Below are 20,794 nucleotides of genomic sequence, written 5' to 3'. Positions count from 1 at the left end.
CAGCGACCAGCGCACCCCCGCCGGTGGTTGAGCCGCGAGGAGCGCCAGCGACGAGCGCGTCGAAACCCCGCAAGACTCAAGACCCCGTCCCCGACGCCCCCGACCGCCTGCGGGGGTTTCGACACGGGACTCGCCTGGCGGCTCGCCCGGCTCAACCACCGGAGCGGGGGTTTCGACACGGGACTCGCCTGGCGGCTCGCCCGGCTCAACCACCGGAGCAGGGGTCTCGACACGGGACTCGCCTGGCGGCTCGCCCGGCTCAACCACCGGAGCGGGGGTTTCGACACGGGACTCGCCTGGCGGCTCGCCCGGCTCAACCACCGGAGCAGGGGTTTCGACACGGGACTCGCCTGACGGCTCGCCCGGCTCAACCACCGGAGCGGGGGTCTCGACCCGCCTCCGGCGTCCGGCGGCTCGACCACCGAGCACAGCCCCACCAGCGCCTCACCCACGGGGGGCGACCGCGCCGTCGTCGGGGGCACACAGCAGGTAGAGGTCCATCACCCAGCCGTCGGTCTCGGCGGCCTGCCGCCGCGCCGCCTCGATCTGCCCCAGCACGTCGCCGACCCGCCCGGCGACGCTGCGCTCCCCGGCCGCGCCGAGGTTGGCCGACCACCAGATCGACCACTCCGCGACGTCGAGGTCGGCCAGGTCGAGGCGGCGGTTGAGCAGCACCACCACGTTGCGCTGCCCCTCCGCCAGGGCCTCGGGCAGCCGCCTCGCGGTGGTGACGTGCAGCGGGCGGGCGACCTCGTGCAGCACCACGCGGTGCCGGGCCGCGAGCAGGGCGAGGCTGCTGATGCCGGGCACCACCACGACGTCGAGACCCTCGCCGGGCGCCAGGTGCTCCCCCAGCCGGTCGAGCATGCGCAGCGTGGAGTCGTAGAAGCCGGGATCGCCCCACACCAGCAGACCCACGTCACCGGGGTGCGCGGCGAAGGCCGCGGCCCAGCGCTCCACCCGGGCGCGGTGCCACGCGGCGACCGCCTCGTCGTACTCGGCGTCGGTGAGGCCCTCGCGGCGGTCGCGGGCGGCGTCCGGCACCACGACGAGCCGGACGCCGTGCTCGGCACAGACCGCGCGCCGTACCGCCAGCAGCGGGTCGCCGGACCCGCCCGCCCCGTCGGCCCGCTTGTCGAAGGCCAGCACCACCTCGACCGACCGGAGCGCCGCGACGGCCTCGGCGGTGAGGTGCTGGGGCCCCATGCCCAGGCCGATCACGTGCACCCGGCGCTGCCCCTGCACACGGTGCTGGGCAGGGGGGCCAGGGCTCACGAGCGCTCCTCGAGGTCGCCCTCGGTGTCGAGGTAGACCTGCTGGAGCCGGCCCATCAGCTCGGGGTCGGGCGCGGCCCACAGCCCGCGTTCTGCGGCCTCGTGCAGGCGCTCGACGATGCCGCGCAGCGCCCAGGGGTTCGAGGTTTCCAGGAAGGCCCGGTTGGTGGGGTCGAGCACGTACTCCTGGGCCAAGGTGGCGTACATCCAGTCCTGCACCACGCCGGCCGTGGCGTCGAAGCCGAAGAGGTAGTCGACGGTGGCGGCCAGCTCGAAGGCGCCCTTGTAGCCGTGCCGCTGCATGGCGGCGATCCAGCGCGGGTTCACCACCCGGGCGCGAAAGACCCGGTTGGTCTCCTCCTGCAGGGTGCGGGTGCGCACCGCGTCGGGGCTCGTGGAGTCACCCACGTAGGCCTGCGGGTCGGCGCCGGTGAGCGCACGCACCGTGGCCACCATGCCGCCGTGGTACTGGAAGTAGTCGTCGGAGTCGGCGATGTCGTGCTCGCGGGTGTCGACGTTCTTGGCGGCGACCTGGATGCGCCGGTAGGCGGCGCGCATGTCGTCGGCAGCCGGACGACCGTCGAGGTCGCGGCCGTAGGCGAAGCCGCCCCAGGCGGTGTAGACCTCGGCCAGGTCGGCGTCGCTGCGCCAGTCCCGCGACTCCACGACCTGCAGGATCCCGGCCCCGTAGGAGCCGGGCTTGGAGCCGAAGACCCGGGTGGTGGCCCGGCGCTCGTCGCCGTGCTCGGCCAGGTCGGCCCGGGCGTGGGCGCGCACGTAGTTGAGGTCGTCGGGCTCCTCGAGCCCGGCCACGAGCCGGACGGCGTCGTCGAGCATCGCGACCACGTGCGGGAAGGCGTCGCGGAAGAAGCCGCTGATGCGCACCGTGACGTCGATGCGTGGCCGGTCGAGCTCCTCCAGCGGCACGACGGTGAGGTCGCGGACCCGGCGGGAGGCCTCGTCCCACTCGGGTCGCACACCCAGCAGGGCCAGCACCTCGGCCACGTCGTCGCCGGAGGTGCGCATCGCCGAGGTGCCCCACACCGAGAGGCCGACCGAGCGGGGGTAGGTGCCGGTGTCCTCGACGTGTCGGCGCAGCAGGCCCTCGGCCAGCGCCTGCCCGGTCTGCCAGGCCAGCCGGCTGGGCACGGCGCGGGGGTCGACGGTGTAGAAGTTGCGCCCGGTCGGCAGCACGTTGACCAGGCCGCGCAGCGGCGAGCCCGAGGGGCCGGCGGGCACGAAGCCGCCGTCGAGGGCGTGCAGCAGGTGATCGAGCTCGTCGGTGGTGCCGGCCAGGCGGGACACCACCTGCTCGGCGGCGAAGCGCAGCACCCGCTGCACCTCGGGGTCGTCGTGCAGGTCGACGGCGACCGCGGGATCCCATCCGGCCTCCTCCATCGCCAGCACCAGGCCGCGGGCCCGGGCCTCGACCTCGTCGACGACGCGGGTGGCCTCGTCGGGCTTGAGGCCCAGCGCGGCCCGCAGGCCCGGCACGGCCTGCTCCTGGCCGCCGAAGACCTGGGTGGCCCGCAGGATCGCCAGCACCAGGTCGACGCGGGGCTGGCCGACGGGCGCCTGCCCCAGCACGTGCAGCCCGTCGCGGATCTGGGCGTCCTTGATCTCGCACAGCCAGCCGTCGACGTGCAAGAGGAAGTCGTCGAAGTCGGCGTCCTCGGGGCGCTCGTCGAGGCCGAGGTCGCGGTGCATCTCGGCGGCCTTCATCAGCTGCCAGATCTCCCCGCGCACCGCGGGCAGCTTGGCCGGGTCCATCGCGGCGATGTTGGCGTGCTCGTCGAGCAGTTGCTCGAGGCGGGCGATGTCGCCGTAGGTCTCGGCGCGCGCCATCGGCGGCACGAGGTGGTCGACGATGGTGGCGTGGGCACGGCGTTTGGCCTGCGCGCCCTCACCCGGGTCGTTGACCAGGAACGGGTAGACCAGCGGCAGCGAGCCGAGCACCGCGTCGGTCGCGCAGCCGGCCGAGAGCGCGGCGTTCTTGCCCGGCAGCCACTCCAGCGAGCCGTGCTTGCCCAGGTGCACGAGCGCGTGGGCACCGAAGCCGCCGTCGCCCGGTGCCGACTCGAGCCAGCGGTAGGCGGCGAGGTAGTGGTGGCTCGGCGCGAGATCGGGGTCGTGGTAGATCGCGACCGGGTTCTCGCCGAAGCCGCGCGGCGGCTGGATGAGCAGCACCACGTTGCCGGCGCGCAGGGTGGCCAGCACCAGCTCGCCGTCGTCGTTGCGGAACAGGGTGCCCGGGGCCGGGCCCCACGCCTGCTCCACCCCGGCCATGAGGCCGGGGTCGAGGTCGGCGGTCCAGTGGGCGTAGTGCTCGGGGGTGATGCGCACGTGCGCGTCGGTCAGCTGCGCGGTGGTCAACCACTCCTCGTCCTGGCCGCCGGCGTCGATGAGGGCGTGGATGAGCGCGTCGCCGGCGGCGGTGTCGTCGTCCATCGCCAGGACGTCGTGCACCACGCCGTGGGGCTCGCCCAGGTCGTAGCCCTGGTCGCGCAGGCGGCGCAGCAGCCGCACCGTCGAGACGGGGGTGTCGAGGCCGACGGCGTTGCCGACCCGGCTGTGCTTGGTCGGGTAGGCCGAGAGCACCAGGCCCAGGCGGCGCTCGGCGGGCGGCAGTCGGCGCAGCCGGGCGTGGTTGACCGCGATGCGGGCCACGCGCGCGCACCGCTCGGCGTCGGGCACGTAGTGCGGCAGGCCGTCCTCGTCGATCTCCTTGAACGAGAACGGCGCGGTGATGACGCGTCCGTCGAACTCGGGGATCGCCACCTGGGTGGCACTGTCGAGCGGCGTGACGCCGTCGTCGTTGGCCTCCCACTCGGCGCGGCTGCTGGTCAGGCAGAGCCCCTGCAGCACCGGGATGTCGAGGGCACGCATGCGCTCGACGTCCCACGCCTCGTCGTCGCCGCCGGCGCTCGCCCCGGCGGGGGTGGCGCCGCCCGCGGCGAGGACCGTGACGACCAGGGCGTCCAGCGTGCCCAGGGCGGCGTACAGCTCGTCGGGCGCCGAGCGCAGCGAGCCGGCGAACACCGGCACGCCCACGGCCTCGCCGGTGGCGTCGACCGCCGCCGCCAGCGCGCGGGCGAAGGCGTCGTTGCCGCTGATCTCGTGGGCGCGGTAGTAGAGGACGCCGACGCGGGGCAGGTCGGCGGTGGTCTCCGGGTCGGGTCCGGTCGCCGGCTCGTGCAGGCCCCACTGGGCGACCTCGACGGGCGGCTCGAAGCCCTCGCCGGTGAGCAGCACGGTGTCGGAGAGGAAGGCGTGCAGCTGGCGCAGGTTCTCCGGCCCGCCCTCGGCGAGGTAGCGGTGCGCCTCGGCGGCCACGCCCATCGGCACCGAGGAGAGCTGCATGAGCTCGGCGCTGGGCTGCTGCTCGCCACCGAGCACGACGACGGGGGTGCCGGCGTCGCGCACCCGCTCGAAGCCGCTGCACAGATCCTGCGGGGAGCCGAGCAGCCGGCCCACCACGAGGTCGCAGCCGTCGATGGTCTCGGCCATCGACCGGTGGCCGGGCCGGGCCGGGTTGGCCAGGACGTACTCGGCTCCGCTGGCGCGCGCGGAGAGCAGGTCGGTGTCGGAGGTGGAGAGCAGCGCGATGCGCGTACGACGGGTCTCGGTCACGGTTTCTCCTCGGGGTTCTCGCCCCTGGTCGGCGGAGGTCCCGTGGCCAGTGTCTGGCTGCACGCCCGGCCGTGGCCGAGCGCTCACAGTGGCGGAACCGCCCCGGACTTGACCTGCTGCGCGAGGCAGCGGGGTCGCACCGGGTTCCTGGACGCCACGAGACGTGTGGGGTCAGCCTAGGGCACGCCTCGCGCGTGGCAGCCGGCGCGCGGCGAGGGGTCGGCCGGCGAGGAGGTGCTCGCGCACCAGCTCACGGACAGCCGCGGGGTCGAGGCGGCCGTACCAGACGTCGTCCGGTTGCACGCAGGCCACGGGCGCCTGGTTGCACGGGAACAGGCAGCCGGTGTGGGCCACGAGCACGTCGTCGTCACCGAGGTCGCCGTCGAGGCCGGCCTCGACCAGGGCGCGGGTCAGGGCCTCGGCGTTGCGCTCCGCACCGCGGGCGGTGCACCGCGGCCCCCGGCACACGAGCACCTGATGCCGGTAGGCCGGCACCTGCTCCCACGCCGTTGACGTCGGCGGCGCCTCGCGCCCGGTCACGGTGCGGACGTCGCCGGCCAGCGCTCCGGCCACCGCGTCACCGACCGCGTCGGTGGTGGTGTCGCGCCCCAGCGTCGTCGCCGCCACCCGGACCTCGGGCCGGTGGCCGGATCGTTCGCGCCACCACTGGGCGGCGACCCGCCGCAGCCAGGACGTGCCGACGCCCGGGAAGCCGAGGTCGACCCCGACCAGGGCGACGCCGGCGGCACCCGCGTCGGCCAGTCGGCTCAGCTCGTCGCTCATCGACGGCGACCCGAGCTGCAGGTGGGCCGAGCTCGCCCCGCAGCCCGCGGCGAGCGCCGCCACGCGATCGGGCGGGCCCACCTCGACCCCCAGCCCCACCAGCACGAGGGCCGAGGACGGTGAGGGATCGGGCACCGCCGCACCCTAGCCCCCGCCTGGGCGGTCGGGCCGCTCGGATGCCCGCAGGTCCGGGGTGCGTCGCGAACGAGGGCCGGCACGGCCCACCGGTCCTAGGCATGACCGTGCCTGGCTACGCCCTGCCACCCGGGACGAGGCTGGACCCATGACCACTGTGCTGATCACAGGCGCCTCCCGCGGAATAGGTGCACACGTCGCTCGCGAGCTCGCCGACACCGGGGCCACGGTCTTCGCCGGCGTACGCAGGCCCGAGGGCCTGACCTCGAGGCTCGGAGACTCCGGCGACCTGCGCCCCATCGCCCTGGACGTCACCGACGACGCATCCGTGGCCGCGGCCGTGTCGACGGTGGAGGAGATCACCGACGAGCTCGACGTGGTGATCAACAACGCCGGCGTCGCCGGAACCTGGGCACCGGCTGCCGACGTCGTGCCGTCGGACTTCGCCGACGTCCTCGCGACGAACCTCCTCGGGCCCGTCCGGGTCACCCAGGCCTTCCTGCCGCTGCTGCGGCGCGGCACGAAACCGCGGCTGGTGATGGTCTCCTCCGGGATGGGGTCGCTGACGCTGCAGGGCAACGACTCGGTGTACGCCGACATCGCCCACCTGCCGTACCCGGCCTCCAAGGCCGCGCTCAACATGCTCACCGTCCAGTACGCGAAGGCCCTGCCCGAGATCCTGGTCACCGCCGTCGATCCTGGGCTGACCGCGACCGACTTCACCGGCGCCGTGGGGCAGACGGTGGCCGAGGGGGCGCAGGCGGTGGTCTCCACGGCGTTGGACACGACCAGACCCAGCGGAGGTTTCGTCGACCGCTACGGCACCACCCCGTGGTGATGGCCGGTCGGGCCTCCTGCCGACTCAGCGAGCCGAGACCTCCTCGAGGCCGGTGACTCGGAGCAGGTCGAGCCGCGAGGCGCTCTCGGTACCGGGGACGGTGGTGTAGACGACGATGCGCAGGTCGTTGTCGGGCACTGCGAGGGTGTCGCAGTCGACGGTGATGGGACCCACGGTGGTGTGCACCGTCTTGCGGCTGGCCCGGTGGGAGGCGATCCGGGCGCTGCCCCAGCGCCGGGCGAAGTCGGGCGAGGTGGTGCGGAGCCGGTCGACGAGCGCGGCCAGCTCATGGTCGTCGGGGTAGCGGCCCGCCGCCTGCCGCAGGTCGGCGACGAGGTCGGCGGCGAAATCCTCGGCGTGCTCGTCGTCGTACTCCACACCGCGCTGACCTTCGGTGAAGTGCCGCCACACCAGATTGCGCTCGATGCCCGTGCGACGGGTCTGGTCACCGGACATCGCCGCCCACAGCTCGTTCCACAGCAGGATGTCGTGGCTGGCGGTGAACACGGCGAGCGGCACGTCGCCCAACCGGTCGATGATCCGGCGCACCCCGGGCGAGACGTGCCGTGGCACGACACCCGGGGAGGGGACCGCCGCGCCCGCTACGCGGAACAGGTGGTCGCGCTCGGCCGAGGTCAGCCGCAACGCGTTCGCGAGCGCTTCGAGCATCTGTGGCGACGGGTTCGTCGCGCGCCCCTGCTCCATCCGCACGATGTAGTCGACGCTGACGTTGGCGAGCGCGGCGAGCTCCTCACGGCGAAGGCCGGCGGTCCGTCGTCGAGGAGAGGTGGGCAGACCGACCTGCGCCGGCTGCACGCGGTCGCGCCAGGATCGCAGCGCCTCGGCGAACTCGCTCATCACTGAAGTCTGACCCATCGGGTGCCTGCGACGGTGGTACTCCCGGTCCCACGGTCGAGCACAGCCTGGTCCCTTCCGTCGGCGAGCCCCAGGATCGTGGCATGACGACAACGCTGATCACTGGAGCAAACCGCAGCCTCGGCCTGGAGACCGCGAGACGACTGATCGAGGCGGGCCACTCGGTGGTCGGAGGAGTGCGCGATCCCGCCGGAGCCGATGTGCTTCGGGCCCTCGGCGCGCACGTGGTGCGCATCGACGTCACCGACCAGTCCTCCGTCGACGCCGCGATCGGTTCGTTGGCCGCCCTGGACGTGCTGGTCAACAACGCGGGCGTGCTGGGGGCGGGGCACGACGTCGACGGCCTCGACGCCACGGCGATGGAGAAGGTGCTGGCCACCAACGTCACCGGGCTGGTTCGCGTGACCCAGGCGGCGCTGCCCCTGATGCGCGCGTCGCGCAACCCGGTCATCGTCAACGTCGCCTCCGGCGTCGGCTGGCCGAGGTACCTGACCACGCCCGGTCACGACGAGTACCCCGTGCCGAGCATCCCCTACCCGGCCTCGAAGGCGGCAGTGATCGCCCTGACCGTCCAGTACGCCAAGAACCTGCCCGACTTCCGGGTCAACGCCAGCGACCCCGGCTACACCGACACCGACTTCAACGACCACTCCGGCCATCAGACGGTGACCGAGGGCACCGACGCCACCGTGGCGCTGGCCCAGCTCGGACCCGACGGACCGACCGGCGAGTTCCACGACCGGCGCGGACGGATCCCCTACTGAGCCTGGATCCACCGAAGGTGGCCGTCGCGCAGCAGACGACATGCGGCGGGTCCAGGCGCAGGCCGACATCGTCACGAGGGGGCCAGGTGTGGCGCCTTCATCGACGCGAGCTCGCGGACGAGGGCGGCGTCGTCCGAGCCTCGATGAGCCACCCGGCCACTCGTCGAGCCCGGGCGACCGGGTCCGGGCCCACGCCGAGGGCGATCTGGTTGTTCATGCCCTCGTAGATCATCAACAGGTCGTCGCGCAGGTCGCGGCAGCCGTCGTGGTCACCGGGCTGCCCCGCGGCGCCGGTCTCGTGGGCGCCGGTCTCGTGGGCGCCGGTGAGCTGGAGACCGGCGCACAGCTCATAGAGACGGCGCGCGAGGTGGTCCTTGTGGGCCAACGCGGTCTCTCGCCCCGGGTGTCCGGCGGGGAGTTGCAGCGCCGCGGCCAGGTGCGCGCAGCCACGCTCGGCCGACGTCGTCGAGCACCACCGTGCCGTCGCGGCGAACAGGGCGAGAACGCGCTCGACGGGCTCGTCGGCGCCGGCTATCGCCCTCTCCCACGTCTCGCGCCAGCGCCGGTCGCGTTCCTCGAGGTAGGCCACGACCAGAGCGTCCTTCCCGCCGAAGTTCGTGTACAGGGATCCGGTCGCCACCCCGGCCCGCTCGATCACCGCATCGACCCCGGTGCCGGCGATGCCTTGCGCGTAGAAGAGTTCCTCGGCCGCTTCCAGGAGTCGCTGACGAACCGTGGGCGGTTGTCTCCTCGCTCCCATGCACCTACCGTAGCCGCTATATGAATAGAACGTTCGTTTCAATTCGTTCCCATAAGGAGGGGCCGTGACCTGGACGCTGGAGAAGACGGCACAGCTCCCCGACGGCGAGGTCCGTTGGACCTCGATCGGGGCCGGTGCGCCCGTCGTGCTGGTGCACGGCACGCCGTACTCGTCCTACCTGTGGCGTGACGTGGCGCCGGCGCTGGCTGCGCAGGGTCGTGAGGTGTACGTCTTCGACCACCTCGGCTACGGCCAGTCCGACAAGCGCGAGGGGCAGGATCTGACGCTGGCTGCGCAGGGTCGCCGTTTCGCGGCGCTTCTGCGGACCTGGGGGTTGGAGCGTCCGAGCGTGGTCGCCTGCGACATCGGAGGCGCGATCGTGTTGCGCGCACTGCTCCTCGAGGGGGCACGCTATGCCGATCTCACGCTCTTCGACGCGGTCACCGGTGGCGCGTGGGAGCACGGTCTGTTCGCTCAGATCCGCGAGCACCACGAGGTCTTCGCGCAGCTCCCGGCCTACGCCCATCGCGCGTTGGTCGAGGCCCATCTCGGCAACGGCACGCATGCCGGCTACCGTCCCGGCGCGCTCGAGGTCTACCTCGAGCCGTGGCTCGGCTCAGAGGGACAGGAGGCCTTCTACCGGCAGTACCGCCAGCTCGACCCGGCCCATACCGCGGAGTACGAGCCGTTGCTGGGCACGATCGACATCCCCGTGACTCTGCTGTGGGGCCGCGAGGACCGGATCCTCCCACCCCGGCACGGGGAGTGGCTCCAGCAGCGCGTGCCCCATCGAGGCCTCACGTGGGTCGAGGGCTCGGGCCACCTGATGAGTGAGGACGCTCCTGCCCAGCTCGCTGCCGCACTGATCGCCTCGACGTCCCACCACACCGTGGCCTAACGCGCCGGGGCGGGACTTAGGCGTCGTCGCGAGTCATCGCGGCGAAGGCCTCGGCCGCGCCGTCGAGGTAGCGCGCCACGACGGCGCGCTCGGCCGCGGAGAACCCGGCGTCGAGCTCGGCGAGCCGCGCGAACATGGGCAGGAGGTGGCCCAGCACCTCCTCGCGCCCACTCGCCGTGATGTGCAGGTCGGTGCGCCGCCGGTCGCGGGGGTGGGCGCGCCGCTCGGCATGCCCGTGGGCCTCCAGGCGGTCTCCGACACCGGTCGCGGCGGCCGTCGAGACCTCGAGGTGACGCGCCAGCTCGGCCAGGCCGACCGGCCGCTCGACCAGCAGCTCGAGCGTCGCGAGCTCGGTGACGCTCAGCCCGCTGCGTCGGGTGACCGCGGGGCGCACCCGCCCGGCCTCCCGGACGGCGCGGCGCAGTGCCTCGAGCGACCCCGTCTGCCGCCAGGCGTCGACGAAGCCGGTGGCCGGCCCGCCCGGGTGACCGGCTGCCTCACCTTCGCTGCTATTTTCGCTAATCAAATTAGCTATCAACTTTCTTCGCTATCAGGATCGAGTCTGCCATGACCACCCCGCCGCGCTGGTCGACCTGGACCACCCGCCGCCGCGTCGCCCCCCTCGCTGCCCTCCTGCCCCTGGTCATCGGCGTCCTGCTCATCCTCGGGCTCGGCACCGCCGAGCAGCCGACCTCGAGCACCGACAGCCTGCCAGCCGGCTCCGGGGCCGCCGAGGCGGCGCTGCTCGCCGACCGCCTCCCCGACGACGCCACCTCGACCGCGATCGTGCTGTGGACCGCCGAGCAGGGCAACCTCGACCGGGCCGCGCTGCGCTCGGTGCAGCAGCAGGCGGCCCGGCTGGTCGACGGCGGGCAGGCGGTGCCGTCGGCCGACGGCACCGCCGCCCTGCTGCCGGTCGAGCTGACCCCGGGCTCGGCGTCCGAGGTGGCCGAGGCGGTGCGTGACCTGCGCGAGCGGCTCGACGCCGACGCCCCCGACGGCGTGCGAGCGCAGGTGACCGGGCCGGCGGCCGTGCAGGCCGACCTCGCCGCGGTCTTCGAGGGCGCCGACCTCACGCTGCTGGCCGCGACCGCGACGGTCGTGGCACTGCTGCTCATCATCACCTACCGCAGCCCGGTGCTCTGGCTGGTGCCGCTGCTGGTCGTGGGCGTGGCCGACCGGCTGGCGGCGGTGCTGGCCACCCACGTGCTGACCCTGACCGGAACGGCCTTCGACGAGTCGACCACCGGCATCCTCTCGGTGCTCGTGTTCGGCGCCGGCACCGACTACGCGCTGCTGCTCATCTCGCGCTATCGCGACGAGCTGCGCGCCGAGCCGTCACGACACGTGGCGATGGCGCGGGCGCTGCACCGCACCAGCGAGGCCGTGCTCAGCAGCGCCACGACCGTCGTGGTGGGCGTGCTGACCCTGTTGCTGTCGCTGACCCCGACCACCCGCGGGCTCGGGCTGGCCTCGGCGGTGGGCATCGTGGTCGCCGCCGTCATGGTGCTGGTCGCGCTGCCGCCGGCCCTGGTGCTGTGCGGCCGCTGGGTCTTCTGGCCTCGCGTGCCAAGGGTCGGCTCGGCGGCCACGGTCGAGACCGCGGCGGTGTGGCGCCGCGTGGGGGACGCCGTCGCGCGGCGTCCGCTCGGCGTCGCGGTGGTCTGCCTCGTCGTCCTGACGCTGGCCTCCCTGCCCGCCGTGGGGCTGCGCACCGGGCTCAGCCCCTCCGACCAGTTCCTCGACAGCCCCGAGGCCATCACGGCCGGCGACCGGCTCGCCGAGTCCTTCCCGGCCGGGGCCGCCGAGCCTGCCCGGGTGTACTCCACCCAGCCGGCCGCCCAGATCCTCGCCCTGGTGCGAAGCTCGGCCGCCGTCGACTCCGCGCAGGTCAGGGCCCGGGGCGACGGCGTGGTGCAGGTCGACGCCGTGCTCGACGCCACCCCCGGCACGGAGGCCGCCACCCGCGCCGTCACCCAACTGCGCCACGACCTCGAGGGCCAACCGGACACCTACGTGAGCGGTAGCGACGCCGAGCGCCTCGACGAGACCGACGCCGCGGCCCGCGACCGCCTGCTCGTGCTGCCCCTCATCCTGGTGCTCGTGCTGGTCGCGCTGGCGCTGGTCCTGCGCTCGGTGCTCGCGCCACTGATCCTCGTGGCCACCGTGGTGGCGACCTACCTGGCGGCGCTCGGACTCTCCTGGCTGGTCTTCACCCACGTGCTCGGATTCGCGGCCATGGACGTGAGCACCCCGCTGATCTCGTTCCTCTTCCTGGTGGCGCTGGGCGTCGACTACAACATCTTCCTCGTCACCCGGGCCCGCGAGGAGGCCACCGAGCACGGCACCCGGGTCGGCATCGGGCGCGCCCTCTGCGCCACCGGTGGCGTCATCACCAGCGCGGGCATCCTGCTCGCCGCCGTGTTCGCCACCCTGGGGGTGCTGCCACTCGTGGTGCTGGCCCAGATCGGCATCGTCATCGGGATCGGCGTGCTGCTCGACACCCTGCTGGTGCGCACCGTGCTCGTGCCGGCCCTCGTGCTCGCGCTCGGGGAGCGGTTCTGGTGGCCGCGCGTCGTGCGCCACCACCCCGACGGGCGTCACCCGGACGGGCGACACCGGGGTGCCACCATCGGGGCGTGACCCCCCGCGACCTGCTGACCCTGGCCGTGCGCGGGCTGGCCGCGGGCGTCGCCGGCACCGCGGCGATGACCGCGACGACGGCGCTGGAGCGCCGCGTGCGTCGTCCGCTCGACCACGCCGTCGACTACGACGCCAGCCCTCACGTAGCCGAGGCGGTGGGCACGGTGCTGCACCGGCCGGCCCGGGGCCGCACCGAGCGCGAGGCGTACTTCCTGCTCGCGCACTGGGGGTACGGGCCCGCCGTCGCCGTCGGTCACGAGGCGCTGCGTCGGCGGCTGGGCCCCGCGGCGTCGGCGGGCGTGTTCTTCGTCGGTTGCCAGGCCATGGCCATGACCCTCTTCCCGACCCTCGGCGGCACCCGGGCGCCCTGGCGGTGGCCCGGCGACGTCGTGGCCTCCAGCCTGGCGCAGCACGTGGTCTACGCCGGGGTCGTCGCCGGCACCTCGCGGGCGCTGGCTAGGCGAGCCGGCGGCGCGAGCGCCATCGCGGGCCGAGCAGGACGCCGACGGCCGCGAGGTAGAGCACGGCACTGGCCGCGGCCATGACCACCACGGTCTGCCGCCCGACCAGCCCGGTGAGCGGCAGCGTCAGCGACCCGGCGAGGAAGGTGAGCCCGCCCTGGAGCGCCGAGGCGGTGCCGCCGGAGTGGCGACCGATCTCCTGGGCCAGGGTGGTGGCGGCCGGGATGGTCAGCCCGTTGCCGGCCACGAGCAGCACGAGCAGCACCCAGGTGGGCGCGAGCCCGGGGTCGTCGCCGGCGGTCAGGCCGTAGACGAGCAGGGCGCAGGCCGCGGGGGCGGAGATCGCGAGACCGGCGGCACGCAGCCGGCGGGCGCCGTGGCGCGCCACCAGGTAGCGGAAGCCGAACGTGGCGGCCGACATCACGGCGGCGTTGGTGGCGAACACCGCGGCGTAGGTCGAGGCGCCGATGCCCAGCTGCCCCTGCAGCACGATGGACGAGCCGCCGATGTAGACGAAGAAGCCCATGGTCGCCAGGCACTGCACGAGCACCGTGTGCGCGAAGGCCCGGTCGCCCAGCATGCGGCGCATGCGCACCGCGCTGTGCCGCAACCCATGCCCCTGGCGGCGCTCGGGCGGCAGCGTCTCGGGGACGCCCAGCCAGACCCCGGCGGTCATGACCACCCCGATCAGGGCGAGCACCGCGAACACGTCGCGCCACCCGCCGACGGCGAGGATCCCGCTGCCCACGACGGGCGCCACGACCGGCCCGAGCAGCACGACCGCGGTGAGCGTGCCGTAGCGCGTGGCCGCCTCGACGCCGGCGTAGCGGTCGCTGATGACCGCCCGCCCCAGCGCCACCCCGCAGCCGCCGGCCACGCCCTGCGCCAGGCGCAGCACCAGCAGCAGTCCCACCTGCGGAGCCAGCGCGCACCCCACCGAGGCCAGCGCGAACACCGCCGAGCTCACCAGCACCAGCCGACGGCGTCCGGTGCCGTCGCTGATGGGCCCGAACACGAGCTGGCCCAGGGCCAGGCCCACGATGAAGGTGGTCATCGACAGTTGCGCCCACGCGTCCGACGTCGCGAGGTCACGCCCCACCTCCGGCAGCGCCGGCAGGTAGGCGTCGGTAGCCAGCGGACCGATGCCGGTCAGCAGCACCAGCGCCGGGAACCACGGCTGGCCCGCGAGTCGCCCACGCGGCGCGACAACCTCCCCCCGGACCACCGGCTCAACCTACGCGGCGCCGTCCCCGGGCCCCCGGCGGGTGCGGGCCGGCCGCCGGGGAGCGGCCGCCTACCGCTCACCACCCCGGGAGCGGCGGGTGCGGAGCGCCCGCAGCGGGCGGCGGGGCAGCTTGGGCAGCTGGGTGGCGCGGCCGTGCAGGGCGAGGAGCATCGTCGCGACGGTGGTGTCCTGCTGCGGGGTGCGCTCGAAGGAGGTGAGGTTCATCGGGGGCTTGAAGCGGGTGCGCGTGACCGCCTTGGCGAAGGTGAACTCGCGCAGCCCGTCGGGACCGTGGATGCGCCCGAACCCCGAGTCGCCGACCCCGCCGAACGGCAGCCCGGGCACGGCAGCGAAGGCGATGACGGCGTTGACCGACGTCATGCCGGTGCGTAGCCGTCGCGCGAGCTCCTCACCCCGCTCGGCGGAGAACACCGACGAGCCCAGCCCGTAGCGGCCGGCGTTGGCGAGCTCGACCGCCTCGTCCATCGAGCGCACGCGGCGAACCGTGACGGTCGGCCCGAACGTCTCCTCGCACACGGCCTCGGAGTCCTCGGGGACGTCGACGAGCACCGTGGGCTGCACGAACCGGTCGCCGACGGCCTCGGCGCCCCCGACCAGCGCGCGGCCACCACGCTCGAGCGCGTCGCCGACGTGGCGGCGCACGACGTCGAGCTGGGAGGGCATGGTCATCGGCCCGTACTGCGCCTCGGCGTCACTGCCGGCGTGCACGTCGCGGGCGCGGCGCGTCAGTGCCTCGAGGAAGGCGTCGGCCACCTGCTCGTGCACGTAGACCCGCTCGATGCCGGTGCAGGTCTGGCCGGCGTTGGAGAAGGCGCCCCACGCGGCGGCGTCGGCGGCGGCCGCGATGTCGGCGTCGTGGTCGACCAGCATGGCGTCCTTGCCGCCGGCCTCGATGACCACGGGCGTCAGCCGCTCCGCGCAGGCGGCCATCACCCGCTTGCCGGTGGCCGTCGAGCCGGTGAACGCGATCTTGTCGACACCGGCGCGGCACAGGGCCGCCCCGGTGTCGCCGTACCCGGTGACGACCTGCAGCAGGTCGTGGTCGGGGCTCACCTCGCGCAGGCTGTCGGCCAGCCACGTGCCGACGCCGGGCGTCAGCTCGCTGGGCTTGAAGATCACGGTGTTGCCGGCACCCAAGGCGTAGGCGATCGAGCCCATCGGCGTGAACACCGGGTAGTTCCACGGGCCGATGACGCCCACCACGCCCAGCGGCAGGTACTCCACCGAGGCCGCCTGGTTGGCCATGAGCAGCCCGGGCGAGACCCGCGAACGGCCGAGCGTCTTCTGGGCGTGCTTGGAGACCCACGCGAGGTGGTCGATGGCCAGCGCCACCTCGAGCTGGGCGTCGCCGTGCGGCTTGCCGGTCTCGCGGTGCACGACGTCGACGAGCTGCGCGGTGCGACGGGCGATGACGCCGCGCCACTGGTCGAGCACCTCGGCACGGCCTTCGAATCCGAGCCCGGCCCACCACCCGGACGCCGCGCGGGCGCGGGTGAGCGCCGCCTCGACCTCCGCGGCGGTGTGCACGGGATGGGTGCCGACCACGTCGCCGGTGGCGGGGTCGAAGGAGCTCAGCACGTCGCCCGGCACGTCGGCCGCCGAGGATCGCGTCTCGTCGAGCTGGGTCATCGGGCGCCTCCTGAGCGCAGCAGGTCGGCGGCTCTCTCGCCGATCATGATCGAGGGGGCATTGGTGTTGCCGCGGGTGACCACCGGCATGACGGAGGCGTCGGCGACGCGGAGACCCTCGACGCCGCGCACCCGCAGCTCGGGATCGACGACGGCGCGCTCGTCGCTGCCCATCGCACAGGTGCCCACCGGGTGGTAGAGCGTCTGCGACTCCGCGCGCACGTGGGCCTCGATCTGGGCGTCGGTGGGGTCGGCGCCCCAGCCCTGCATCGTCGGCAGGGTGGGAGCACCGACGTGCTCGGCGAGCGGGCCGGTCGCCACCGTCTCGAGGCAGCGGCGGACCCCGGCGATCATGGCGTCGAGGTCGGCCTGGTCGTCGTAGTAGCCGGCGTCGATGTCGGGATGCCAGTGCGGGTCGGCCGAGCGCAGCCGCACCGAGCCTCGGCTGGCGACGTGCACCAGCGTGGGCGCGACGGTGACGCACCGCTGCGTCGCCTCGTGCAGGGCGTTGTCCCAGAAGCCGCTGGGTGCGACGTGCACCTGCAGGTCGGGGGCGGGCAGATCCTCGCGGCTGCGGAAGAAGCCGCCACCCTCGCCGACGTTGGAGGTGAGCGGGCCGGTGCCGGTGGCCTTGGCCCGCACGAACTGCACGAGCGTGTTGTGGTCGAGCAGGTCGGTGGTGCCGCGGGTGCCGAAGACCAGCGGGAGCGCGGGGTGGTCGTGCAGGTTGGAGCCCACCGGGGGCAGGTCGACGGCGACCTCGATCCCGGTCTCGCGCAGGTGCGCACCCGGGCCGATGCCCGAGAGCATCAGCAGCTGCGGGCTGTTCACCGCCCCGCCGCACAGCACGACCTCGGCCTCGGCGTACGCCGTCTCGACGCGGCCCTGGTGCTCGTAGCGGACGCCGACCGCGCGGCCGCCCTCGAGCTCGATCCGGTGAGCGAGCGCGCCGGTGCGCACCGTGAGGTTGGTCCGCCCGAGCGCGGGCTCGAGGTAAGCCCGGTAGGTCGACCAGCGGCGTCCCTTGCGGCAGGTCACCTGGTAGAGCCCCGCGCCGTCCTGCTCGGCGCCGTTGAAGTCGTCGTTGGGCTTGAAGCCGGCCGCGACCGACGAGTCGACCCACATCGAGGTGAGCGGGTGGGTGTAGCGCCGGTCCTCGACGTGCAGCGGGCCGTCCTGCCCGTGCAGCGGCGCGCCGAGCCGCTGGTTGGCCTCGGAGCGGACGAAGTAGGCGAGCACGTCGTCGTGACCCCACCCGGTGGCGCCGTGGTCGTCGCGCCAGGTGTCGAAGTCGAGCCGGTTGCCGCGGATGTAGATCATCGCGTTCATCGACGAGCAGCCGCCCAGGGCCTTCATCCGCGGCCAGTAGGCGCGGCGGCCTTCGAGCTGCTTCTGCTCGGTCGTCTGGTAGTTCCAGTCCCAGCGGGTCTTGAAGAGGTTCGCGAACGCGGCCGGCACGTCGATCTCGTCGGCCTCCGCCGGCGGCCCGGCCTCGAGCAGCAGCACCCGTGTCGCGGGATCCTCGGTCAGCCGGGCTGCGATCACCGCCCCGGCGCTGCCGCCGCCCACCACCACGTAATCGAAACTCTCCCGCTGTGCCATCAGACCTCCTCGCCGCCCCGTGCGCCACCGATACGGGGCGTCCCCTCCGAACCTAGGACGACGTGACGTGGATCACCAGGGGCAGTCGGCGCGCCACTAGGGTGGGTCCATGCCCGGGAGCAGCGACTGGCGCACCTACGGCCCGCCCGACCTCGACCGGGTGCTGACCGCGGCCCTGGATCTCTTCGCCCGGCAGGGCTTCCACGCCACGAGCATCCGCGACATCGCCGCCGCCGCGAATCTCTCGGTGCCCGGCCTCTACCACCACTACCGCTCCAAGCAGCACGTCCTCGTCGCGCTCGTGACCGCCGTCCTGCACGACCTGCTGGCCCGCAGCCGCGCCGCGCTGGCCTCGGGCGAATCGCAGGATCCGCTGACCCGCCTGGACCTGCTGGTCGAGTGCCTGCTCCGCTTCCACATGGTCCGACGCGACCAAGCGTTCGTGGCCTCCGCCGAGACGCGGAGTCTCACCGGGCCGGACAGAGAGCCCTATGTGGCCCTGCGCGACCAAGTGCAGGATCTGCTCGAGCAGGCCATCCGCGAGGCAGGCGCCTCCGGCCAGGTCGACGTGGACGACGCTCGTGACGCCGCGCGGGGCGTCGCGACGCTGTGCGTGGGCGTCGCCACCTGGTACCGCTCCGACGGCCCCCTCGCGCCCGAGGAGATCGTGCGCCGCCAGCTGGCTCTCGTGCACGGCATGCTGCACGCGGCACCCCGTCCCTGACCGGGTCTCGAGGGCCCGCGGGCCTTGACCACGTTCTCGCGAGCACGTACGTTCCGCGCAGACCGAGCGAGCGCTCGGTCGGTATGAGGAGGCGACGTGCAGAGAGACCACACGGGCGACACTCACGACCTGGCGAGGCGGGTCCGTGCCTTCATCGAGGAGGTGGTCACCCCGCACGAGGACGCTCACGACGGCGACATCGAGGCCGCCGGCGGCGAGTCCCTGCGCCGCGAGCTGCAAGGGCAGGCCCGCGAGCGTGGACTGCTGACTCCCCACGGTCCCCGCGCCCTCGGGGGCCTGGGGCTGGGCATGGCGCAGCGGGCGGCCGTCTTCGAGGAGGCGGGGCGCTCGCTCTTCGGCCCTCTCGCTCTCAACATCAACGCTCCCGACGAGGGCAACGTGCACCTGCTCGAGCACGTCGCGACCGACGAGCAGCAGCGACAGTTCCTGGCACCGCTGGTGCGCGGCGAGACCCGCTCTGCCTTCGCGATGACCGAGCCCTCCCCCGGAGCCGGCTCCGATCCGGCCCAGCTGCTGACCGAGGCCACGCGCGACGGCGACGCCTGGGTCATCGAGGGTCACAAGCACTTCATCACCGGAGCCGACGGCGCGGCGTTCCACATCGTCATGGCGCGCACCGGCGGCGCACCCGGGCGCGCCGGCGGAGCCACGATGTTCCTGGTGCCCGCCGACACCCCCGGCGTACGCCTCGTGCGCCACCTGGGCACCCAGGACCGCTCCATGCTCGGCGGGCACTGCGAGATCCGCTACGAGTCGGTGCGGGTCGGGCACGACGCCGTCCTGGGCGAGGTCGACGAGGGGTTCCGCTATGCCCAGGTGCGTCTGGGCCCGGCCCGGATGACCCACGTCATGCGCTGGACCGGCGCCGCACAGCGCGCCCACGAGGTCGCCGTCCGCTACGCCGCCGGCCGCCGGTCGTTCGGGTCGAGCATCGCCGACCAGGGCCTGGCCCAGCAGCTGATCGCCGACAACGAGATCGACCTCGCTGCGACCCGCGCCCTGCTGGGCGAGGCCTGCCGCCAGCTCGACGCCGGCGAGCGGGCCTCGCACATCACCTCGGTGACCAAGACCTTCGCCGCGGAGGCCCTGCACCGCGTCGTCGACCGCGCCGTCCAGCTGTGCGGCGGCCTGGGCGTGACCTCCGACCTCCCCGTCGCCCGCATCGCCCGCGAGATCCGCCCGTTCCGCATCTACGACGGCCCCTCCGAGGTGCACCGGTGGTCCATCGCCCGCCGCGCGGTGCGGGCCCACGGCCAGACGTCGCCGTGACCTCCCTCGACGAGCGCGAGGTCGTCGCGGTCGCCGAGGCCCTCGCCGCGGCGGGCGAGCACCTCGTCGGACCGCTGGCCTGCGAGCCGATCGCGCGGGGGCGCTCGAACCTCACGTTCTGTCTGGGCGACGGCGAGAGCCGGTGGATCCTGCGGATGCCCCCTCGCGCCGGCCGCTCACCGTCGGCCCACGACGTCCGAAGAGAGCACCGGGTCACCCGGGCCCTGCACGCCAGCGCCGTCCCCGTGCCCCGGGCCGTCCTGCTCGTCGAGGACCCGGCCCTGCTCGGGGCCGAGTTCGCGGTCAGCGCCTTCGTGCCGGGCGCCACGATCCAGAGCCGCGCCGAGCTCGACGCCCTGGACGACGCCCAGGTCGACGCCGCGGTGGCCGCGCTCGTCGGCGGCCTGGCCGACCTGCACCGCGTCGAGCCGGCCGAGGTGGGTCTGGCCGACTTCGCGCGCCCCGACGCCTACGCCGCCCGACAGCTGCGGCGCTGGAGCGGCCAGTGGGAGCAGGTCGGGCCGGCGCGCCTCGCGGGGCTGGCGGGCGAGGTCGTCGCACGTCTGGAGCGCGCGATCCCTCCGCAGCGACGCACCAGCGTCGTGCACGGCGACTACCGCATCGACAACGCCCTGCTGGGTCTCGGCCGGAGCGAGGTCACCTTGAACGCCGTCGTCGACTGGGAGCTGGCGACCCTGGGCGACCCGGTGGCCGACGTGGCGATGATGTGCGCCTACCGGCACCCGGGATTCGACCTGATCGTGGGCGAGCCCGCCGCCTGGACCAGCCCGCGGCTCCCGGACCCGACGGCGCTGGCCGCCGTCTACGAGGCCCGTGGCGGCCCCGAGCTTGAGCACTGGGACTTCCACACCGCGCTCGCCCACTACAAGGTGGCCGTCATCGCCGCGGGCATCGACTACCGGCGCCGCGCCGGCGCCGGTAGCGGGGCCGGGCACGCCTGCGCCGGTGAGGCCGTCGAGCCGTTCCTCCACGCGGCCCTCGGGGCGCCTCAGCGACGCGCTGAGTGATCCCCGCCCCCGGGCCGTCTCGCCCGGCAAGCCGGCCAGAGGGTTGGCAAGCCGCCCGACCGGGCTGGCCAGGTGCGGCGGCGGTGCGCCATCGATCCCTTGACCCTTGTCCGTAAACTGTCAACATTCAAGTGTTGACTATCGTCGATGTGATGCGCTTCACTGGAGCAGCCGGGACGACGACCACGAACGCGTCCACCACGCGTCAGGTCTC

Annotated in this window: 17 protein-coding genes; 8 read left to right on the top strand and 9 right to left on the bottom strand. The window is 73.9% G+C overall.

From position 1 onward, the window contains the following. Positions 1–444: 444 nt before the first annotated feature. From cobF to ISG29_RS16635, 3 genes are all read right to left on the bottom strand, one after another. The gene (cobF, locus tag ISG29_RS16645) at positions 445–1,275 is read right to left on the bottom strand and encodes a precorrin-6A synthase (deacetylating) (protein ID WP_328829575.1); all 831 of its coding nucleotides are present in this window, start codon (positions 1,273–1,275) and stop codon (positions 445–447) included. Continuing rightward, positions 1,272–4,904 (bottom strand): cobaltochelatase subunit CobN, encoded by a 3,633-nt coding sequence (gene cobN, locus ISG29_RS16640; RefSeq protein ID WP_194504566.1) that lies wholly within the window; start codon positions 4,902–4,904, stop codon positions 1,272–1,274. The genes cobF and cobN overlap by 4 nt, the downstream gene beginning before the upstream one ends. 171 nt (positions 4,905–5,075) lie before the next feature. Next, the gene (locus tag ISG29_RS16635; RefSeq protein WP_328829573.1) at positions 5,076–5,822 is read right to left on the bottom strand and encodes a (2Fe-2S) ferredoxin domain-containing protein; all 747 of its coding nucleotides are present in this window, start codon (positions 5,820–5,822) and stop codon (positions 5,076–5,078) included. A 148-nt stretch (positions 5,823–5,970) separates the two neighbouring features. Between ISG29_RS16635 and ISG29_RS16630 the strand changes: the two genes are divergently transcribed. Beyond that, positions 5,971–6,660, top strand: a complete 690-nt coding sequence (locus ISG29_RS16630) for an SDR family NAD(P)-dependent oxidoreductase (RefSeq protein ID WP_194504565.1) — start codon at positions 5,971–5,973, stop codon at positions 6,658–6,660. A 24-nt stretch (positions 6,661–6,684) separates the two neighbouring features. Here ISG29_RS16630 and ISG29_RS16625 read toward each other — a convergent pair whose 3' ends face one another. Further along, positions 6,685–7,518: a helix-turn-helix transcriptional regulator gene (locus tag ISG29_RS16625; RefSeq protein WP_194504564.1), complete on the bottom strand. Its 834-nt coding sequence runs from the start codon at positions 7,516–7,518 to the stop codon at positions 6,685–6,687. Positions 7,519–7,619: 101 nt separating this feature from the next. Between ISG29_RS16625 and ISG29_RS16620 the strand changes: the two genes are divergently transcribed. Beyond that, positions 7,620–8,300: an SDR family NAD(P)-dependent oxidoreductase gene (locus ISG29_RS16620; protein WP_194504563.1), complete on the top strand. Its 681-nt coding sequence runs from the start codon at positions 7,620–7,622 to the stop codon at positions 8,298–8,300. Between the two features lie 97 nt (positions 8,301–8,397). Here ISG29_RS16620 and ISG29_RS16615 read toward each other — a convergent pair whose 3' ends face one another. Beyond that, positions 8,398–9,060: a TetR/AcrR family transcriptional regulator gene (locus ISG29_RS16615; RefSeq protein WP_194504562.1), complete on the bottom strand. Its 663-nt coding sequence runs from the start codon at positions 9,058–9,060 to the stop codon at positions 8,398–8,400. A 64-nt stretch (positions 9,061–9,124) separates the two neighbouring features. Here ISG29_RS16615 and ISG29_RS16610 point away from each other — a divergent pair, with 64 nt between their 5' ends. Beyond that, the gene (locus ISG29_RS16610) at positions 9,125–9,958 is read left to right on the top strand and encodes an alpha/beta fold hydrolase (RefSeq protein WP_194504561.1); all 834 of its coding nucleotides are present in this window, start codon (positions 9,125–9,127) and stop codon (positions 9,956–9,958) included. A 16-nt stretch (positions 9,959–9,974) separates the two neighbouring features. Here ISG29_RS16610 and ISG29_RS16605 read toward each other — a convergent pair whose 3' ends face one another. Then, a complete protein-coding gene (locus ISG29_RS16605) occupies positions 9,975–10,484 on the bottom strand; it encodes a MarR family winged helix-turn-helix transcriptional regulator (protein WP_207793245.1) in 510 nt (169 codons plus the stop codon). A 41-nt stretch (positions 10,485–10,525) separates the two neighbouring features. On the opposite strand from ISG29_RS16605, the gene ISG29_RS16600 reads away from it, so the two are divergent. Both ISG29_RS16600 and ISG29_RS16595 read left to right on the top strand, forming a co-directional pair. Further along, positions 10,526–12,601, top strand: a complete 2,076-nt coding sequence (locus ISG29_RS16600; RefSeq protein WP_194504560.1) for an MMPL family transporter — start codon at positions 10,526–10,528, stop codon at positions 12,599–12,601. Continuing rightward, a complete protein-coding gene (locus ISG29_RS16595; RefSeq protein WP_194504559.1) occupies positions 12,598–13,146 on the top strand; it encodes a hypothetical protein in 549 nt (182 codons plus the stop codon). The genes ISG29_RS16600 and ISG29_RS16595 overlap by 4 nt, the downstream gene beginning before the upstream one ends. Here ISG29_RS16595 and ISG29_RS16590 read toward each other — a convergent pair. The 3 genes from ISG29_RS16590 to ISG29_RS16580 form a co-directional block, all read right to left on the bottom strand. Then, a complete protein-coding gene (locus ISG29_RS16590) occupies positions 13,058–14,287 on the bottom strand; it encodes a multidrug effflux MFS transporter (RefSeq protein ID WP_194504558.1) in 1,230 nt (409 codons plus the stop codon). The two genes, ISG29_RS16595 and ISG29_RS16590, sit on opposite strands and share 89 nt — an antisense overlap. 69 nt (positions 14,288–14,356) lie before the next feature. Continuing rightward, positions 14,357–15,937 carry an aldehyde dehydrogenase family protein gene (locus ISG29_RS16585; RefSeq protein WP_194504557.1) on the bottom strand — a complete coding sequence of 527 codons (1,581 nt, stop codon included), beginning with the start codon at positions 15,935–15,937 and terminating at the stop codon, positions 14,357–14,359. Next, positions 15,934–17,538 (bottom strand): GMC family oxidoreductase, encoded by a 1,605-nt coding sequence (locus ISG29_RS16580; protein ID WP_194504556.1) that lies wholly within the window; start codon positions 17,536–17,538, stop codon positions 15,934–15,936. The genes ISG29_RS16585 and ISG29_RS16580 overlap by 4 nt, the downstream gene beginning before the upstream one ends. A 109-nt stretch (positions 17,539–17,647) precedes the next feature. On the opposite strand from ISG29_RS16580, the gene ISG29_RS16575 reads away from it, so the two are divergent. The 3 genes from ISG29_RS16575 to ISG29_RS16565 all read left to right on the top strand — a co-directional run bounded on the left by ISG29_RS16575 (position 17,648) and on the right by ISG29_RS16565 (position 20,580). Then, positions 17,648–18,262, top strand: coding sequence for a TetR family transcriptional regulator (locus tag ISG29_RS16575; RefSeq protein WP_194504555.1), 615 nt, complete (start codon positions 17,648–17,650; stop codon positions 18,260–18,262). Between the two features lie 96 nt (positions 18,263–18,358). Then, positions 18,359–19,552: an acyl-CoA dehydrogenase family protein gene (locus ISG29_RS16570; protein ID WP_328829565.1), complete on the top strand. Its 1,194-nt coding sequence runs from the start codon at positions 18,359–18,361 to the stop codon at positions 19,550–19,552. Continuing rightward, positions 19,549–20,580, top strand: a complete 1,032-nt coding sequence (locus ISG29_RS16565) for a phosphotransferase family protein (protein WP_194504554.1) — start codon at positions 19,549–19,551, stop codon at positions 20,578–20,580. Before ISG29_RS16570 ends, ISG29_RS16565 begins: the two co-directional genes overlap by 4 nt. Positions 20,581–20,794: the final 214 nt, after the last annotated feature.

Origin of the sequence: Nocardioides acrostichi, from assembly GCF_015319165.1 — a bacterium.
Lineage (GTDB): Bacteria > Actinomycetota > Actinomycetes > Propionibacteriales > Nocardioidaceae > Nocardioides > Nocardioides acrostichi.
Note: the sequence above shows the minus strand (reverse complement) of the source record. Positions and strands in the feature narration are given on the sequence as shown.

Excerpts from the sequence above, each read along its gene's own strand:
- ISG29_RS16620 (WP_194504563.1), top strand. The coding sequence starts at position 7,620 with ATGACGACAACGCTGATCACTGGAGCAAACCGCAGCCTCGGCCTGGAG.
- ISG29_RS16585 (WP_194504557.1), bottom strand. The coding sequence starts at position 15,937 with ATGACCCAGCTCGACGAGACGCGATCCTCGGCGGCCGACGTGCCGGGC.
- ISG29_RS16575 (WP_194504555.1), top strand. The coding sequence starts at position 17,648 with ATGCCCGGGAGCAGCGACTGGCGCACCTACGGCCCGCCCGACCTCGAC.
- ISG29_RS16630 (WP_194504565.1), top strand. The coding sequence starts at position 5,971 with ATGACCACTGTGCTGATCACAGGCGCCTCCCGCGGAATAGGTGCACAC.
- ISG29_RS16625 (WP_194504564.1), bottom strand. The coding sequence starts at position 7,518 with ATGAGCGAGTTCGCCGAGGCGCTGCGATCCTGGCGCGACCGCGTGCAG.
- ISG29_RS16615 (WP_194504562.1), bottom strand. The coding sequence starts at position 9,060 with ATGGGAGCGAGGAGACAACCGCCCACGGTTCGTCAGCGACTCCTGGAA.
- ISG29_RS16600 (WP_194504560.1), top strand. The coding sequence starts at position 10,526 with ATGACCACCCCGCCGCGCTGGTCGACCTGGACCACCCGCCGCCGCGTC.
- ISG29_RS16580 (WP_194504556.1), bottom strand. The coding sequence starts at position 17,538 with ATGGCACAGCGGGAGAGTTTCGATTACGTGGTGGTGGGCGGCGGCAGC.